Annotated in this window: 14 protein-coding genes and 1 pseudogene; all 15 read right to left on the reverse strand. The window is 71.4% G+C overall.

Features of this window, described 5'->3' with window-relative positions; translation table 11 throughout:
• Nucleotides 1-82 precede the first annotated feature (82 nt).
• Nucleotides 83-2665 (reverse strand): RelA/SpoT family protein, encoded by a 2583-nt coding sequence (locus H297_RS0111145; protein WP_027737107.1) that lies wholly within the window; start codon nt 2663-2665, stop codon nt 83-85.
• A 178-nt stretch (nt 2666-2843) separates the two neighbouring features.
• On the reverse strand, nt 2844-3407 hold the full coding sequence (locus tag H297_RS0111150; protein WP_027737108.1) for an adenine phosphoribosyltransferase: 564 nt from the start codon (nt 3405-3407) through the stop codon (nt 2844-2846).
• A gap of 14 nt (nt 3408-3421) precedes the next feature.
• Nucleotides 3422-4567, reverse strand: a complete 1146-nt coding sequence (gene secF / locus H297_RS0111155) for a protein translocase subunit SecF (protein ID WP_027737109.1) — start codon at nt 4565-4567, stop codon at nt 3422-3424.
• A 1-nt stretch (nt 4568) separates the two neighbouring features.
• Nucleotides 4569-6383 (reverse strand): protein translocase subunit SecD, encoded by a 1815-nt coding sequence (gene secD, locus H297_RS0111160; protein WP_027737110.1) that lies wholly within the window; start codon nt 6381-6383, stop codon nt 4569-4571.
• Between the two features lie 181 nt (nt 6384-6564).
• Nucleotides 6565-7143: a preprotein translocase subunit YajC gene (yajC, locus tag H297_RS0111165; RefSeq protein ID WP_027737111.1), complete on the reverse strand. Its 579-nt coding sequence runs from the start codon at nt 7141-7143 to the stop codon at nt 6565-6567.
• 165 nt (nt 7144-7308) lie between these two features.
• The gene (ruvB, locus tag H297_RS0111170; RefSeq protein ID WP_027737112.1) at nt 7309-8367 is read right to left on the reverse strand and encodes a Holliday junction branch migration DNA helicase RuvB; all 1059 of its coding nucleotides are present in this window, start codon (nt 8365-8367) and stop codon (nt 7309-7311) included.
• Between the two features lie 4 nt (nt 8368-8371).
• A complete protein-coding gene (ruvA, locus tag H297_RS0111175) occupies nt 8372-8989 on the reverse strand; it encodes a Holliday junction branch migration protein RuvA (RefSeq protein WP_027737113.1) in 618 nt (205 codons plus the stop codon).
• On the reverse strand, nt 8986-9591 hold the full coding sequence (ruvC, locus tag H297_RS35830) for a crossover junction endodeoxyribonuclease RuvC (protein WP_078513918.1): 606 nt from the start codon (nt 9589-9591) through the stop codon (nt 8986-8988). Before ruvC ends, ruvA begins: the two co-directional genes overlap by 4 nt.
• A 284-nt stretch (nt 9592-9875) precedes the next feature.
• Entirely contained in the window at nt 9876-10628 is a 753-nt protein-coding gene (locus H297_RS0111185; protein WP_027737114.1) for a YebC/PmpR family DNA-binding transcriptional regulator, read from the reverse strand.
• Between the two features lie 58 nt (nt 10629-10686).
• Nucleotides 10687-11292 carry a pyridoxal 5'-phosphate synthase glutaminase subunit PdxT gene (gene pdxT / locus H297_RS0111190; protein WP_027737115.1) on the reverse strand — a complete coding sequence of 202 codons (606 nt, stop codon included), beginning with the start codon at nt 11290-11292 and terminating at the stop codon, nt 10687-10689.
• Nucleotides 11293-11430: 138 nt separating this feature from the next.
• The gene (gene pdxS / locus H297_RS0111195) at nt 11431-12363 is read right to left on the reverse strand and encodes a pyridoxal 5'-phosphate synthase lyase subunit PdxS (RefSeq protein WP_027737116.1); all 933 of its coding nucleotides are present in this window, start codon (nt 12361-12363) and stop codon (nt 11431-11433) included.
• Between the two features lie 1062 nt (nt 12364-13425).
• Nucleotides 13426-13965 (reverse strand): annotated as a pseudogene (locus H297_RS35835) (LemA family protein); the annotation flags it as partial.
• A gap of 49 nt (nt 13966-14014) precedes the next feature.
• Entirely contained in the window at nt 14015-15187 is a 1173-nt protein-coding gene (locus H297_RS0111205) for a glycosyltransferase family 4 protein (protein WP_027737117.1), read from the reverse strand.
• The gene (locus H297_RS0111210) at nt 15184-16119 is read right to left on the reverse strand and encodes a phosphatidylinositol mannoside acyltransferase (RefSeq protein WP_051351748.1); all 936 of its coding nucleotides are present in this window, start codon (nt 16117-16119) and stop codon (nt 15184-15186) included. Before H297_RS0111210 ends, H297_RS0111205 begins: the two co-directional genes overlap by 4 nt.
• On the reverse strand, nt 16116-16862 hold the full coding sequence (gene pgsA / locus H297_RS0111215; RefSeq protein ID WP_027737119.1) for a phosphatidylinositol phosphate synthase: 747 nt from the start codon (nt 16860-16862) through the stop codon (nt 16116-16118). Before pgsA ends, H297_RS0111210 begins: the two co-directional genes overlap by 4 nt.
• Between the last annotated feature and the right edge of the window lie 108 nt (nt 16863-16970).

Below are 16970 nucleotides of genomic sequence, written 5' to 3' on the forward strand. Positions count from 1 at the left end.
AAGTGCTCGCACCGTCACGGCGGACAGGACATGACGGTGCGCATCCGGCGCCCGGGACAGGAGGCCTGCCCGCGGAGCGCCGTTACTGGGGGCGCCGCGCGCTGGTGACCCGGTACACGTCGTACACGCCCTCCACGCCGCGCACAGCCTTCAGCACATGTCCCAGGTGCTTGGGGTCGCCCATCTCGAAGGTGAACCGGGAGACCGCGACCCGGTCCCGGGAGGTCTGCACAGCCGCCGACAGGATGTTGACGTGCTGGTCGGACAGCACGCGGGTGACGTCGGACAGCAGGCGGGAACGGTCCAGTGCCTCGACCTGGATGGCGACCAGGAAGACGGACGACTGGGTGGGCGCCCACTCGACGTCCAGGATGCGCTCCGGCTCCTGGGTGAGGGAGTCGACGTTGACGCAGTCCGTGCGGTGCACCGAGACGCCGTTGCCGCGGGTGACGAACCCGATGATGGGATCGCCCGGCACGGGCGTGCAGCAGCGGGCCAGCTTGACCCACACCTCCGATCCGGCGCCCTTGACGACGACGCCCGGATCGGCGCTGGACCGGCGGCGGGAGGAGCGCGCCGGCATCGGCGGCGCCGTCTCGGCGATGTCCTCCTTGGCCTCGTCCTCCCCGCCGAGCGCCTGCACGAGCTTGTGGCAGATGTTCTGCGCCGAGACGTGGCCCTCGCCGATCGCCGCGTAGAGCGCGGAGATGTCGGGGTAGCGCATCTCGTGCGCGAGGGTGACCAGCGAGTCACCGGTGAGGATCCGCTGGATGGGCAGGTTCTGCTTGCGCATCGCCCGCGCTATGGCGTCCTTGCCCTGCTCGATGGCCTCGTCGCGGCGCTCCTTGGTGAACCAGGCACGGATCTTGTTGCGGGCGCGGGGCGACTTGACGAAGTTGAGCCAGTCCCGGGAGGGGCCGGCCCCGGAGGCCTTGGAGGTGAAGACCTCCACCGTGTCGCCGTTGTCCAGGGTCGACTCCAGCGACACCAGGCGCCCGTTGACCCGCGCACCGATGGTGCGGTGGCCGACCTCGGTGTGCACGGCGTACGCGAAGTCCACGGGCGTGGCCCCGGCCGGCAGCGCTATGACGTCGCCCTTGGGGGTGAAGACGAAGGTCTCGTTGCGGGAGAGGTCGAAGCGCAGCGACTCCAGGAACTCGCCGGGGTCCTCGGTCTCCTTCTGCCAGTCGAGCAGCTGGCGCAGCCACGACATGTCGTTGATGGTGTCGTCGCCCGCGCCGCCCTTGCCGCCGCCCTTGGCCGCGTCGGTGCGCACCTTGGAGGCGCCGGCGACGGCCTGCTGCTTGTACTTCCAGTGCGCGGCGATGCCGTACTCGGCGCGGCGGTGCATGTCGAAGGTGCGGATCTGCAGCTCCACGGGCTTGCCGCCGGGCCCGATGACCGTGGTGTGCAGCGACTGGTACATGTTGAACTTGGGCATCGCGATGTAGTCCTTGAACCGCCCCGGAACCGGGTTCCAGCGGGCGTGCACGGTGCCCAGCGCGGCGTAGCAGTCACGCACGGTGTCCACCAGGACGCGGATACCCACCAGGTCGTAGATCTCCGCGAAGTCCCGGCCGCGGACGATCATCTTCTGGTAGACGCTGTAGTAGTGCTTGGGCCGCCCGGTGACGGTGGCCTTGATGCGGGCCGCGCGCAGGTCGGCCTGGACCTCGTCGGTGACCAGGGCGAGGTACTCGTCCCGCTTGGGCGCCCGCTCGGCGACCAGCCGCACGATCTCGTCGTACATCTTCGGGTAGAGGATCGCGAAGGCGAGGTCCTCCAGCTCCCACTTGATGGTGTTCATGCCCAGCCGGTGGGCGAGCGGTGCGAAGATCTCCAGCGTCTCGCGCGCCTTCTGCTCCTGCTTGGACCGCTTGAGGTAGCGCATCGTGCGCATGTTGTGCAGCCGGTCGGCGAGCTTGATGACCAGGACGCGCGGGTCCTTGGCCATGGCCACGACCATCTTGCGCACCGTCTCGGCCTGCGCGGCCTCGCCGAACTTGACCTTGTCCAGCTTGGTGACGCCGTCGACGAGGAGGGCCACCTGATCGCCGAAGTCGCGGCGGAGGGTGTCGAGGCCGTACTCGGTGTCCTCGACGGTGTCGTGCAGCAGACCGGCCATCAGGGTGGCCGGGTCCATGCCGAGCTCGGCCAGGATCGTGGTGACGGCCAGTGGGTGGGTGATGTACGGGTCGCCGCTCTTGCGCTTCTGGCCGCGGTGCCAGCGCTCCGCGACCTGGTAGGCGCGCTCGATCTGGCGCAGGGTCGTGGACTCGATCTTGGGATCGTTGCTCCGGACTATCCGCAGCAGCGGTTCCAGGACCGGGTTGAACGGGCTGGAGCGCTGCACCCCCAGGCGCGCCAGACGCGCCCGTACGCGGTTGGAGGATCCGGAGCGGCCCGAAACCCCGGAGACGGCGCGCGCGGGCGCCACACGGTCCGTGGCGCCGTCCTCGGGGCCCTTGCCGTCACGCCCGGGAGCGCCCTGCGACGTGCCGCCCTGCTCGGCGGCGCCGGCGGCGCGGGAACGGCCGGTGCCCTCGCTCTTCGCGGGCAGCGCGCCGTCGGCAGCGGTGCCGTTCCGCCGGCGCTGCGCTGCCTCGCCGGCGGCCTCCGCCTCCCTGCGCTGTGCGGCGGTGAGCTGCTGGGCCTCGTCTGGCAAGAGCACTCCTCGGTGGACCCCGGGTCGGACTGCCATGGTAGCCACCCCGGCCGCCCGGGCTCCCCCGGAGGAGGGACCGTCGGGCGGACGGCGGCCACCCTGCCCGGCTGTGCCGGGACGCTCCAGGGGGAACGTATCGGGGGGCCGCCTTGTGCCGCTGGGGCCGGGGCGGCGCCGCTCAGACGGCGAGCAGGGCGTCCAGCGGGGCGCCGGCCAGGGCCCGCTCGACCCTGTCCCGGCCACCGAGGAAACCCAGCTCCAGCAGCACGGCCAGGCCCACGACCTCGGCGCCGGTGCGGCGCAGGAGCTCGACGGAGGCCTCCGCCGTGCCGCCGGTGGCCAGCACGTCGTCGATCACCAGCACCCGGTCGCCCTCGGCAAGCCCTTCGGCGTGCACCTCGATCCGGGCGCTGCCGTACTCCAGGTCGTACCCCTGGGTGAGCGTGGCTCCGGGGAGCTTGCCGGCCTTGCGGACGGGCACGAACCCGACACCTGCCCGCACCGCCACGGGAGCGCCGAGGATGAAGCCGCGCGCCTCCAGGCCGACGATCTTCGTGGCCCGGTGCCGGCCGGCGATCCCGGCCAGCACGTCGGTGAGCACGGAGAAGGCCTCCGCGTCCGCGAGCAGCGGGGTGATGTCCTTGAACATCACCCCGGGCTTGGGGTAGTCCGGCACGTCGTGGATCCGGTCGGCGAGCAGCTTCTGCACGTCGGCGGAGATTGGCGGGGTGGCGGAGTCCATGGCGCTCACCGGGCTCACCTGCGCTTCCCGGACGGCCTGCCCCGCCCGCGGCCCCGGTTGGGGGGCTGCCGCCGCTGCCCTCCGACCGCGGCGGCCGGGCGGCCCCGCCCGGCCTGCGAGGACTCCGCACCGTCGTCCTCGTCGGGCTGCGCGTCCTGCGGCTCGTCGTCCTCTTCGTGCCCCTCGCGCTCCGCCGCCTTGCGGCGCTTGGTGTGCACCCGCCGGGACAGAGCCTTCATCTCGGGCGTCCGCGCCTTGAGGTCGGCGACCAGCGGCGTGGCGATGAAGATCGAGGAGTAGGCACCGGCGGCCAGGCCGACGAACAGGGAGAGCGCGATGTCGTTGAGCATGCCGCCGCCGAGCATGCCGCCGCCGATGAACAGCAGGCCCGCCACCGGCAGCAGCGCGACCACCGTGGTGTTGATGGAGCGCACCAGCGTGCCGTTGATGCTGCGGTTGGCGATCTCCCGGTAGGTGAACTTGGTCTGCTTGGTGACGTTCTTGCTGCTCTCCCGTAGACCGTCGAAGACGACGACCGTGTCGTAGAGCGAGTAACCGAGAATCGTCAGCAGACCGATCACGGTGCCTGGCGTGACCTCGAACCCGACCAGTGAGTAGACACCGACCGTGATGGTGAGGTCGTGGATGAGCGCGATCAGTGCTGCCAGCGCCATCCGCCACTCGAAGGCGATGGCGAGATAGATCACCACCAGGACCATGAAGATCCCCAGGCCCTGCCACGCCTTGTTGGCGATCTGCTCACCCCAGCTCGGCCCGACGAGCTGGGCGTCGACCTTGTCGGAGTCGACCTTGAGCTCGTCGGCGAGCTTCTCCTTGACCTTGGTGGAGGTCTTGGTGTCGACCTCGGCGATCTGGATGCGCTTCGCGCCACCGCCGAGCGCCTGGACGATGGCCTGGTGGCCGGAGACCCGCTCCGCGGCGTCGGTGGTCTGCTGGACCGAGGCGGTGGTTCTGGGCGTGGTGAAGACGGCACCGCCCTGGAACTCGATGCCCATGTGGAGGCCGCGGACGACGAGCCCGACGATGGCCGTGATCGTGATCAGGATCGAGACGCTGTACCAGATCTTACGATGACCGACGAAGTCGTAGCCGACCTCACCGCGGTAGAGCCGGGCGCCGAGACTACCGAGACGGGACATCTCAGGCCTCCTTCGTGTCGGTGCTGGCGGTGCGCCGGCCGCGCCGCAGAGGTGGTCGGGCTCCGAGCCGCTTGGGGTCGAGGCCGGACCAGGGGTGCCCGGAGGAGAAGAACTTCCGGCGGGCGAGCAACGTCATGATCGGCTTGGTGAAGAAGAAGACCACGACGACGTCGAGCGCCGTGGTCAGGCCCAGCGTGAACGCGAAGCCCTGCACCTTGCCGACCGTCACGATGAACAGCACCGCGGCGGCGAGGAAGGACACGAAGTCGGAGACGAGGATGGTGCGCCGGGCGCGCGGCCAGGCACGCTGCACCGCGGGCCGCAGCGTACGGCCCTCCCGCACCTCGTCTCTGATGCGTTCGAAGTAGACGATGAACGAGTCGGCCGTGATGCCGATGGCGACGATGGCACCGCACACCGCCGGCAGGTTGAGTGCGAAGCCCATCGCCGGCCCCAGCAGCGTCATGATCGAGTAGGTCAGGACCGCGGAGACGAACAGGCTCAGGATCGCGATGAAGGACAGACCCCGGTAGTAGGCGACCAGGTAGACGATCACCAGGGCGAGGCCGATGGCGCCCGCGATCAGACCGGCCGTGAGCTGGTCGCTGCCCAGCGCGGCCGTGACGGTGGTGACGTCCGACTCCTCGAAGGAGAGCGGCAGGGCACCGTAGGAGAGGATGTTGCCCAGTTCCTCGGCGGACTCCTGGGTGAAGCTGCCCGAGATCTCCGCGCTGCCGGTCAGCCTCTCCCGCACGGTGGGGGCGGACTGGACCTGGCCGTCCAGGGCGATGGCGAACTGGTTCTGGGGCTGCTGCTGCTTCGACAGCTTGCCTGTGATGTCACCGAACTGGTCGGACCCCTTGTCGTTGAACGACATGGTGACTTTCCACTGGCTGTTCTGCTGGTCGAAGACCGCCTTGGCCTTGCTGACGTTCTTGCCGGGGACGGCGGTCGGGCCGAGCGCGTACTTGACCGGCTCCTTGGCGTCACAGGCGACGATCGGCTCGGAGCTCTTGGCGTTCGCGGCCTTCTCGCTGGCCTTGGCGCGGGCCTTCTTGTTGCCGCAGTCCAGCGCGTTCAGCTTCTTGGCCAGCGCGGCCGGGACGCCGGGCTGCTGGGGCTGCTGAGGCGGCGTCGAGGGCTGCGGGGTCTTCTTGCCGCCCGACTCGTCGGGGGTGGGAGTCGGCTCCGACGGGGCCGCCTTGGCCGTCAGGCCCTCGGTGACGGCGCGGCCCTGCTGGCCCTGCCCGTTGCCGCTGTCGGAGCCCTTGTCGGCGCCCTGACCGCCCTTGCCGCTCTTGTCGTCTGAGCCCTTCTCGGCGTTCTGGCCGGACCCCTTGTCCGAGCCCTTGTCCGAGTTGCTGCCGGGCCCGGACGGGTTCGGCTGCGGCTGCTTGCCCTTGCCGACCTGGGCCAGCGTCAGCACCGGGCGGAAGGAGAGCTGCGCGGTGGTGCCCACCTGCTCGCGCGCCTGCTTGGAGTTGGTGCCCTTGGGGATGTTGACGATGATGTGCCGGTCGCCCTGGGTCTGAACCTCGGCCTCCGACACACCCAGACCGTTGACACGCTGCTCGATGATGCCGACAGCGGTGTCCATGTTGGTCTTGTTGATCGCGTCGGCCTTGCCGGGCTGGTTCTTGGCCTCAAGCGTGATGCTGGTACCGCCGGCGAGGTCGATACCCAGCCGCGGAGACTTGTGGCCGGAGAGGAACATCCCCCCGACCAGCCCAGCCATGACCAGCAGAATGAGCACTAGGGAGCGCCATGGCCTCCCCGTCGCGCCGGAGGCCTTACGGCCCCTCTTCGGTGCTGCCACCTTCTCGTCTCTCCCTGTCCAACCGCCCGTGCCGCCCCGCGAGTTCGGTCGGGCGCGGCACAGCGGCGCGCGAAGTGGTCTGTGGACGTGCTACGCCGCCGGACCCGGCCTCCCGCCGATCGGCGGAGAGGTTGCTCCGGCCCCCGGCCGGAGAGGTGCCATGGGCCCGGCGGCGCTGACCTTACTTGGAGTCGGCGTCTTCGTCCCGCTTGCCGTCCTTGGCCTCGGCGGTGTCGGCCTTGGCCGCGTCCGCCTTCGCCTTCTCGGACGGCTCGACGGCGCGCGCCTCGCCCTTGGCGTCCTTGGCGTCCTCGGCGTCCTTGACGTCCTCGGCGTCCTTGACGTCCTCGGCGTCCTTCTTGGCGAGGTCCAGCTTCGCGTCGGAGGGGGTGTCCTCCTGCTCGGTGTGCTCGGTGCTTCCGGTCAGCGAGGAGGCGTCATCGGGGACCACCGCGTCGACATCGAACTCCTCGCCCTCCGAGCCGCCGGTGATGCGGTCGAACTCCTCGTCGGAGAGGACGGCACCGATCGCGTTCTTGGCGAACAACGCGTGCGTACCCGGCTCGATCTCGACGAGGACGGTGTCCTCCCGGATCTCCTTGACGACGGCGTACATGCCCCCGATGGTCCGGATGCCCGTGCCGGGCTGCATCTGGTCACGCATCTGCGCGGCCTGACGCTGCTTCTTCTTGGCGGAGCGGGTCATCAGGAACATGGCCCCGATGATCACGATGAACGGGAGCAGAGCAATAGGATCCACGGCGGAAGATATTCCTTCGCATGGCCGCGTCTCAGCGGCCTGGGGGTATTCGGGGTGGGCAGCCTCCGCAAAGGGAGGGCATCGGCGGAGTCTAAGCGAGCCTTCGCCGAGGGAACAACGTCAAGCATGGCACCGAGGTTCCCGGCCCGGCGAGTGCGCGCGCCGTCACCCTCCGAACAGGTCCTGCTGTCCAGGTGCTCCGGAAGTCCCCCGCGAGGCCTGCTGGGGCGGGGTGAGCCCCAGGTGAGCCCATGCGGCGGGGGTGGCGACGCGACCACGAGGCGTCCGGGCCAGCAGTCCCTCGCGTACGAGGAACGGCTCGGCCACTTCTTCCACTGTCTCACGCTCCTCGCCGACCGCGACGGCCAACGTGGACAGCCCGACAGGGCCGCCGCCGAACAGCTTCAGCAGGGAGCCGAGCACCGCGCGGTCGAGCCGGTCGAGGCCGCGCTCGTCCACCTCGTAGACCTTCAGGGCGGCGGCGGCGATCTCCCGGGTGATGACACCGTCCGCCTTGACCTGTGCGTAGTCCCTGACCCTGCGCAACAGGCGGTTGGCGATGCGTGGCGTGCCCCGGGAGCGTCCGGCGATCTCGACCGCGCCCTCGGCGTCCGTGCTGACCTCCAGCAGCTCCGCCGAGCGGTGCACCACCTGCTCCAGTTCCGCCGGCTCGTAGAACTCCATGTGCGCGGTGAAGCCGAAGCGGTCACGCAACGGGGGCGGCAGCAGGCCGGCGCGGGTGGTGGCCCCGACGAGCGTGAAGGGCGGCAGCTCCAGGGGGATGGCCGTGGCGCCAGGGCCCTTGCCGACGACCACGTCGACGCGGAAGTCCTCCATGGCCATGTAGAGCATCTCCTCGGCCGGGCGGGACATCCGGTGGATCTCGTCCAGGAAGAGCACCTCGCCCTCCTGGAGGGAGGAGAGGATCGCCGCCAGGTCCCCCGCGTGCTGGATGGCCGGGCCGGAGGTGATGCGGATCGGGGCGCCCATCTCGGCGGCGATGATCATGGAGAGCGTGGTCTTGCCGAGCCCCGGTGCACCGGAGAGGAGCACGTGGTCGGCGGTGCCGCCGCGCGCGCGTGCGGCCCGCAGCACCAGGTCGAGCTGCTCGCGCACCTTGGGCTGCCCGATGAACTCGCCCAACTGCTTGGGGCGCAGGGCGGCTTCGACGGCCTGCTCCTCGCTGTCGACCTGCGCGTCGACCAGCCTGTCCTCGGAGGTCACGGCCTCACCTGGCCCGGTTCAGCGACTGCAGCGCGGACTTGAGCAGAACCCCCACATCGGGTGATCCCCCATCCGCCTCGGCCTGCGGTGCCACGGCCGTCACCGCGTCGTCCGCCTCGCGCGTGGCGTACCCCAACCCGACCAGGGCCGCGTGGAGTTGTTCCTTCCAGCCGGGTGCGGCCGAGCCTGCGGCCGTCCGCGAGGCCGGCACCGTGCCCAGCGGTTCGCCGAGCCGGTCCTTCAGCTCCAGCAGCAGCTTCTGCGCACCCTTCTTGCCGATGCCGGGCACGGCCGTCAGCGCCTTCTCGTCCCCGCCGGCCACGGCGAGGCGCAGCGCGTCGGGGCTGTGCACCGCCAGCATGGCCTGCGCCAGCCGCGGCCCCACCCCGCTGGCGGTCTGCAGCAGTTCGAAGACCTGTCGTTCGTCGTCCTCGGCGAAGCCGTAGAGGGTCAGCGAGTCCTCGCGTACGACCAGCGAGGTCGCCAGCCGGGCGGGCTCGCCCACCCGCAGGCCCGCCAGCGTGCCGGGCGTGCACTGGAGCGCCATACCGACTCCCCCGACCTCGACCACGGCGGAACCGGGGCCGAGCGCGGCGACGGGTCCCGAGACGAACGCGATCATCGCGTGGTGCCTTTCCTGTGCTGCGTACGGTAGGTGGCCGCCGCCTGCCGGGCGGCGGACTGCTGCGCGGCGGACTGGCGGGCGCCACGCGCCTGCTGCGCGGCGAGAGCCTGCTGGAGCCGGCCGTGCGCGGGGCCGCGCCAGATATGGCAGATGGCCAGCGCCAGGGCGTCCGCTGCATCGGCCGGCCTCGGCGGTGCCGCAAGTCGCAGCACTCGCGTCACCATCGCACCGACCTGCGCCTTCTCCGCGCGTCCCGAACCGGTGACGGCGGCCTTGACCTCGCTGGGGGTGTGCAGCGCGACGGGCAGTCCACGTCGGGCCGCGCACAGCATGGCGACGGCGCTGGCCTGCGCGGTTCCCATGACGGTGCGTACGTTGTGCTGGCTGAACACCCGCTCCACCGCGACCGCTTCGGGGCGGTGGGCGTCCAGCCACTCGTCCATCCCGCGCTCGATCAGCACCAGGCGTTCGGGGACGTCCGCCTCGGTGGGCGTGCGGATCACTCCGACCCCCGCCATCGTGAGCGGCCGGCCCGCGACACCCTCGACCACGCCGACACCGCAACGCGTCAGCCCCGGGTCGACCCCCAGCACGCGCACCGCCGTCCCCTTCCCCGAGCCTTCCCCGAGTTCCGGCCGACCCGCGTTGCCTGCGCTTGTGTCCTGCGTGTGTCCGCGCGCCCGGGTCCGTGTCCGTCCGTATCCGTGTTCCCGCAGGTTATCGGGGAGTGCAGACATCCGGGGCGCCGACATGGGCTGCGCCCGATCCGACCGGGCGCAGCACCGCGCACAGGGACCGACGGCCCGGCGGAACACCCTCCGCCGGGCCGTCGCTCCCTGTGCGTCGATCGTCGGCTCCCGCACGCGGCAGGCCGGGCAGCGCCCTACGCGTCGACCTTGGCCATCACGTCGTCCGGGACGTCGAAGTTGGCGAAAACGTTCTGCACGTCGTCGCTGTCGTCGAGCGCGTCGATCAGCTTGAAGATCTTCCGCGCGCCGTCCTCGTCCAGCTCGACCTGCATGTCGGGGACGAAGCTGGCCTCGGCCGAGTCGTAGTCGATCCCCGCGTCGACGAGCGCGGTGCGCACCGCGACCAGGTCGGTCGCCTCGCTGATCACCTCGAAGTTCTCACCGAGATCGTTGACCTCCTCGACACCCGCCTCCAGGACGGCGCCGAGGACGTCGTCCTCGCTGCGCCCGTTCTTGGGGACGATGACGACGCCCTTGCGGTTGAAGAGGTAGGAGACCGATCCGGGGTCTGCCATCGACCCGCCGTTGCGGGTCATGGCGACACGCACGTCGGAGGCGGCCCGGTTCCGGTTGTCCGTCAGGCACTCGACCAGGACGGCGACACCGTTGGGACCGTAGCCCTCGTACATGATCGTCTCGTAGTCCGCGCCACCGGCCTCCAGGCCGGCGCCGCGCTTGACCGCGCTGTCGATGTTCTTGTTGGGAACCGACTGCTTCTTGGCCTTCTGGATGGCGTCATAGAGGGTGGGGTTGCCCTCCGGGTCGGCTCCGCCCATCCGGGCCGCGACCTCGATGTTCTTGATCAGCTTCGCGAAGAGCTTGCCGCGCTTGGCATCGATCACGGCCTTCTTGTGCTTGGTGGTTGCCCACTTAGAGTGGCCGGACACAGCCTCGCTCCTTCACAGTCCCAACTTCTCTCGACCCGGAGATCCTACCGTCAGCGGCTCAAACTGCTGACGTGGCCGTCGCGGACCGCACCATCCCGGTGAACAGCGCGTGCACCCGCTGGTCGCCGGTCAGCTCCGGGTGGAAGGCGGTGGCCAGGAGGTTGCCCTGGCGGACGGCCACCGGGTGCCCCTCGTGAGAGGCCAGCGTCTCGACCGCCCCGCCGGTGGACTCCACCCAGGGGGCGCGGATGAACACCCCCTCGACGGGCCCGCCCTCGACAGACGTCATCTCGACGGACGCCTCGAAGGACTCGTTCTGGCGCCCGAAGGCGTTGCGGCGGACGATCATGTCGATGCCCCCGACCGTCTCCTGTCCGGAGCGGGGGTCCAGGATCTTGTCCGCCAGCATGATCATGCCGGCGCACGAGCCGTACGCGGGCATCCCTCCGGCCACCCGCGCACGGAGGCGGTCCATGAGGCCGAAGGCCACCGCGAGCTTGCTGATGGTCGTCGACTCGCCACCCGGGATCACGAGCCCCGCCACCTGGTCCAGCTCCTGCGGGCGGCGCACCTGTACGGGATCCGCGCCGGACGCCCGGAGAGCGGCCAGGTGTTCGCGGACGTCGCCTTGGAGGGCGAGAACTCCGATGGTGGGCTCAGACATGACGCTCACGGTCCTTCTCGGGCGGTCCTTCTCAGGCGGGCGGCTTCGGCGGAGGGGTTACGGCAGGTGCCGCTCTCCGGGCCCGGCTGCGCCGCTTCTCGGGCGGCGGTGTGGGCACGGAGAGCGGGACGGCCGGTCTCACCAGCCGCGGTCGGCGTAGCGCTCGCTCTCCGGCAGGGTGTCGCAGTTGATGCCGACCATGGCCTCCCCCAGCCCGCGGGAGGCGTCCGCGACGATCTTGGGATCGTCATAGAAGGTGGTGGCCTTCACGATGGCGGCAGCGCGCTTGGCCGGGTCGCCCGACTTGAAGATGCCGGAGCCGACGAAGACGCCCTCCGCGCCGAGCTGCCGCATCAGCGCCGCGTCCGCCGGGGTGGCCACGCCGCCCGCGGAGAAGAGGACGACGGGCAGCTTGCCCGCGGCCGCGACCTCCTTGACCAGCTCGTAGGGGGCGCGCAGCTCCTTGGCGGCGGCGTAGAGCTCGTTGTCGTCCAGCACGGTCAGCCTGCCGATCTCGTTCTTGATCTGGCGCATGTGGCGGACCGCCTCGACGACGTTCCCGGTCCCGGCCTCGCCCTTGGAGCGGATCATGGCCGCGCCCTCCGCGATCCGGCGCAGGGCCTCGCCGAGGTTGGTGGCCCCGCAGACGAAGGGCGTGGTGAAGGCGAACTTGTCGCTGTGGTTGACCTCGTCCGCGGGGGTGAGGACCTCGGACTCGTCGATGTAGTCGACTCCCAGCGCCTGGAGGACCTGCGCCTCGACGAGGTGGCCGATGCGGGACTTGGCCATCACCGGGACGGAGACGGCGCCGATGATGCCCTCGATCATGTCGGGGTCGGACATCCGGGCGACGCCGCCGTCCTTGCGGATGTCGGCCGGGACACGCTCCAGTGCCATGACGGCGACGGCGCCGGAGTCCTCGGCGATCTTGGCCTGCTCCGGCGTGACGACGTCCATGATCACGCCGCCCTTGAGCTGCTCGGCCATGCCCCGCTTGACGCGAGCGGTGCCGGTCTCGGGCTGCGGCGCCGCGGACGCCGAGGGTGCTGCGGTGGTGGACGGAGTTGTCACGTTCGACCTCGCTGAAGGGGGCGATGAGGGAGTTGAGAGGGTGTGCGCGGACCTCAACGGGTCCGTCAGCAACTGTCCCCGACACGTGTCACCTGCGAAAAGAGCCAATCGCACCTGTGTGGCCTGAACCCCCCGCCGATCCGGTCCCCCTAAGAGCCCCCGCGCGCTGACCGGCTCGGTTTCCTCCGGTCCGCTTCGAGCCGTCCACCCCGGGCTGACCGGCTCGGCTTCCCCCGGCGACCCGGGCCGTCCGCTTCGAGCCGACCGGCTCGGCTCGCGGATCCGTTCCGGCCCGACCACTCCTGGCTCGACCGGCTCGGCTCACCGGTCCGTTGCTGGTGCGCGCCTGGCCGGACCGCCTCGGCTCGCCGGTACCTGGGGCTCCCCTACGGGCTCAGTACGTTTCGCAGCCCGTTCCGCGCGCTGGTGCCGCCCGGCCCGGCCTCACTCCGTCCCGCGGCCCGACCCGGCCTTGGCACCGGGCACCTGCCCCACTCCTGCGGCACGGCCTGGCTCGGTGCTGCGGACCGACCCGCCCTTCGGGGGCCGATCCGCTCAGTCCTCCGGCCCGGCCTGGCCGCCGCTCCCGGAGTCGGCGCGCCGCCCGTCGCTCCCGGGTCCGGAGCCTGTGCCGGCTGGGGGCCCGTCATTGCCCTCCGCGGGCGCACTCTCCTCCGGCACACCGGTGTCTGCGGCGACACCGGTGTGCGTGGAGCCACCAGGGGCGCCGGGGTCGGCGGTGCCTGTGAGGGCTTCAGAGGTTGCGGCGGCGCCGGAATCTGCGGAACCACCGGTGTCCGTGAGAGCTTCAGAGGTCGCGGGGCTGCCGGAATCTGCGGAGCCACCGGCCTCCGCGAGAGCTTCGAAGGCTGCGGAGCCACCGGTGTCCGTGAGGGCTTCAGGAGCGCCCCTGCCTGCTGAGGCTTCGGGCTCTGCGGGGGCATGCGTGCCCGCTGGGGTACCGGGGTCGGCGGGGGCGCCGTCGTCGTCGGTGCCGGAGCCGCCGTCGTCCCCGTTGCCGGGGCCGGCACCGTCGCCGCGGCCCGGCCCGTCGCCGTGGCCCCGGTCGGCGAGTACCGGCGGCGGCTCGTCGTCCATCTCGAAAGCGAGGGGGAACGGCGCGTGGCCGGCCAGCCGCAGCCAGCGGACCGTCCGGTGCCGGCGCAGCGCCCGCGCGGCCCGTACGGCGTCGTTGTGGAAGCGGCGGGCCATGGGCACCCTGCGGACCGCCGCACCCAGTTCGTGGGCGATCTCCTGCCCGCCAGGGGCAGCACGGACGGCCTCCAGTTGGGCGCGCTCGGCGAAGACGGCCCGCAGTGCCTGGCTCAACTCGCTCTCGGCGACCTCGCGGTGGTCCTGCTCGGCCAGCCGGGCGTCGTGCGCCGCCTGGTAGAGCACCATGGAGGCGACGGGGTCCAGGACGCCCGCCGTGGCCAGTTCCTGGGCGATGGAGGCGCGCCGCAGCAGGCCGGCGTCGAGGGCTGCCTTGGCCGCGTCGATCCGGGCGTGCAGCCGGTCCAGGCGCCCCGCGGTCCAGCTCAGGTAGACGCCGACGAGCAGCAGCGCGACGACGATCCAGATGACGGTGGAGAGGGTCGGCATCTCGGGTATCGGGTCCTCTGTTCTCGGTCCGCGGCCTGGGGGTGCCCGGTCAGTCCCGCGCGAGCCCGAAGCGGGCGCGCAGGCCGGTGCGCTCGTCGGGGGCGACGGAGGCGGCACCGTCGGTGACCGTCTCGTACACGGAGAGGATGTCGGCGCCGACGGTGGCCCAGTCGAACCGCCGTACGTGCCGCGTACCCGCCCCGCGCAGGTCGGCGCGGCGCTCGGGGTCACCGAGCAGGCGCACGGCCCGGGCGGCGAGCGTGTCGGCGTCTCCGACGGGGAACAGCTCGCCCGCCGCTCCCCCGTCGAGCACCTGCTCGAAGGCGTCGAGGTCGCTGGCGAGCACCGGCGCCCCCGCGGACATGGCCTCCACCAGGATGATGCCGAACGACTCGCCGCCGGTGTTGGGCGCGACGTACAGGTCGACGCTCCGCAGCAGGCGGGCCTTGTCCTCGTCGCTGACCATGCCGAGGAACCGGACGTGCTTTCGCAGGTGTTGCGGCAGGCCCGCGACGGCCTCCTGCTCGTCGCCCCGGCCCGCCACCAGAAGCCGGGTTCCGGGGAGTTGTTCGAGGATCGCCGGGAGCGCCTTCATCAGCACGGGCAGCCCCTTGCGGGGCTCGTCGATGCGGCCGATGAACCCGATCGTGTGCGCGCCGGGCGCGCCCTGCCATGCGGGTTCGGGCTCGGTGTCGGCGAAGAAGCCCACGTCCACACCGTTGGGGATGGTCACCGCGTCCCCGCCCAGATGTTCGACGAGGGTGCGGCGGGCGTACTCGCTGACGGCGATCCGCGCGCTGATCTTCTCCAGCGCCGGCTGCAGGATCGGGTACGCGGCGATCATGGCCCGCGAGCGCGGGTTGGAGGTGTGGAACGTGGCGACGATCGGCCCCTGCGCCGCCCAGCAGGCCAGCAGCGCCAGCGAGGGGGTGGCCGGCTCGTGGATGTGCAGCACGTCGAAGTCGCCGTCGTGCACCCAGCGTCGTACCCGGGCCGCGGAGAGGAAGCCGAAGTTCAGCCGCGCCACCGAACCGTTGTAGGGGACGGGCACGGCGCGCCCCGCGGAGACGACGTACGGCGGCAGCGGTGTCTCGTCGTCCGACGGCGCCAGGACCGACACCTCGTGCCCGAGCCCGGTCAGGTGTTCGGCCAGGTCCCGGACGTGGAACTGGACGCCCCCGGGCACGTCCCACGAGTAGGGGCAGACGACGCCGACCTTCATGTCCGCACCGCCCCGGCGGACTCCAGGTCGGCGGGCCAGAAGCGCTGGAGCATGTGCCAGTCCTGCGGGTGCGCGGCGATTCCCGCGGCGAAGGTGTCGGCCAACGTCTGCGTCATGGCCGCCGCCCGCTCCCGGCGCCCCTCGATGTCGGGCAGGGGGACGGGGGCGTGGACCCGCGCGTTCATCACGGGTGAGGTCTCGTCGTACCAGAGCGTGACGGGCAGCAGCAGGGCGCCGGTCTGCTGGGCCAGCAGCGCCGGTCCGGCCGGCATCCGCGCGGCCTCGCCGAAGAAGGTGACCTCGATGCCGGTGGCGGACAGGTCGCGGTCGGCCACCAGGCAGACGAGACCCCCCGCGCGCAGCCGGCGGGCCAGGGTGCCGAACGCGGTGGAGCCGCCGTGCGGCAGCACCTCCATGCCCAGGCTCTCCCGGTAGGCGACGAACCGGTCGTAGAGGCTCTCGGGCTTGAGGCGCTCGGCGACGGTCGTGAAGGGGGTACGCACGGCGGTGACCGCCCAGGCTCCGGCCAGGTCCCAGTTGGCCAGGTGGGGCAGCGCCAGTATCACGCCGCGTCCGGCGGCCAGGCCGTCGGTCAGGTGGTGCAGCCCCTGCACCGAGACGCTGCGCAGAAGCTGCTGCTCGCTGTAGGAGGGCAGCCGGAAGGACTCCATCCAGTAGCGCATGTAGGAGCGCATGCCCGCGTGCGAGAGCCGTCGCAGGTGGGTCTCGGAGGCGCCGGGCACGACGCGGGCGAGGTTGGCCTCCAACTGGGCGACGCCCTTGCCCCGGCGCCGCCACGCCTCGTCGGCGATCTTCCGGCCCAGCGCCTGTGCGGCCGGTTCGGGCAGCTTCTTGACCCCGGCCCAGCCCAGCCCGTAGAGCGAGTCGGTGAGCCGGTCGCGCAGCGCCTCCGGCCGGTCCTGACCGCTCACACGGTCCTCCCCTTCTCCTCGGCCTCCGCACCGGAGCTGCTGCCGGAGGCCCCGACGGCGTCCGGGCCACCGGGGGTGCCGGAGGCCCGGCCGGCTTCGGCCTCGGCCTGCGTCTCCACCTCCGCCGCCTCCCGGCGTACCGTCACCACCCGCTGGCCGAGGGTGACGGCGCTGCCGACCGCCACCACCCACAGGGCGATCGGCAGCAGGATCCCGATGCGGGGGACGCCGAAGGACTTCTCGAAGCCTGAGAAGCCCGCCAGGACCAGCGTGATCACCAGCCGCTCCGAGCGCTCCACCAGGCCGTTGACGTTCACCGGCAGCCCGATGCTCTCGCCGCGCGCCTTGGTGTAGGAGACGACCTGCCCGCTGGCCAGGCAGAAGAGCGTCACCGCGCACAGCGTCAGGTCGTCGCCGCGCCCCGCGTACCACAGCGCGATCCCGCCGAAGACGGCCGCGTCCGCGACCCGGTCCAGCGTCGAGTCGAGGAAGGCGCCCCAGCGGCTGGAGCGGCCGAGCTGGCGCGCCATGTTGCCGTCGAGCATGTCCGAGAAGACGAACAGCGTGATGACGACGGTGCCCCAGAAGAACTCCCCCATCGGGTAGAAGACCAGGGCTCCCGCCGTCACTCCGCACGTACCGATCAGGGTGACGACATCGGGGCTCACGCCCAGGCGCAGCAGCAGCGTGGCGAACGGGGTGAGGACACGCGTGAAGAAGGCACGCGCGTACTTGTTCAGCATGACCGTCCCTGGTACGTCGAGGTCGAGCCGGATGACGGTGTGGCCACCGGGTGGCCCATCGTAGCCACGCCTCGGTGACGCCCGGCGCACACGGTCGGGTAGTGCGGT

Source organism: Streptomyces sp. CNT360 (assembly GCF_000424785.1).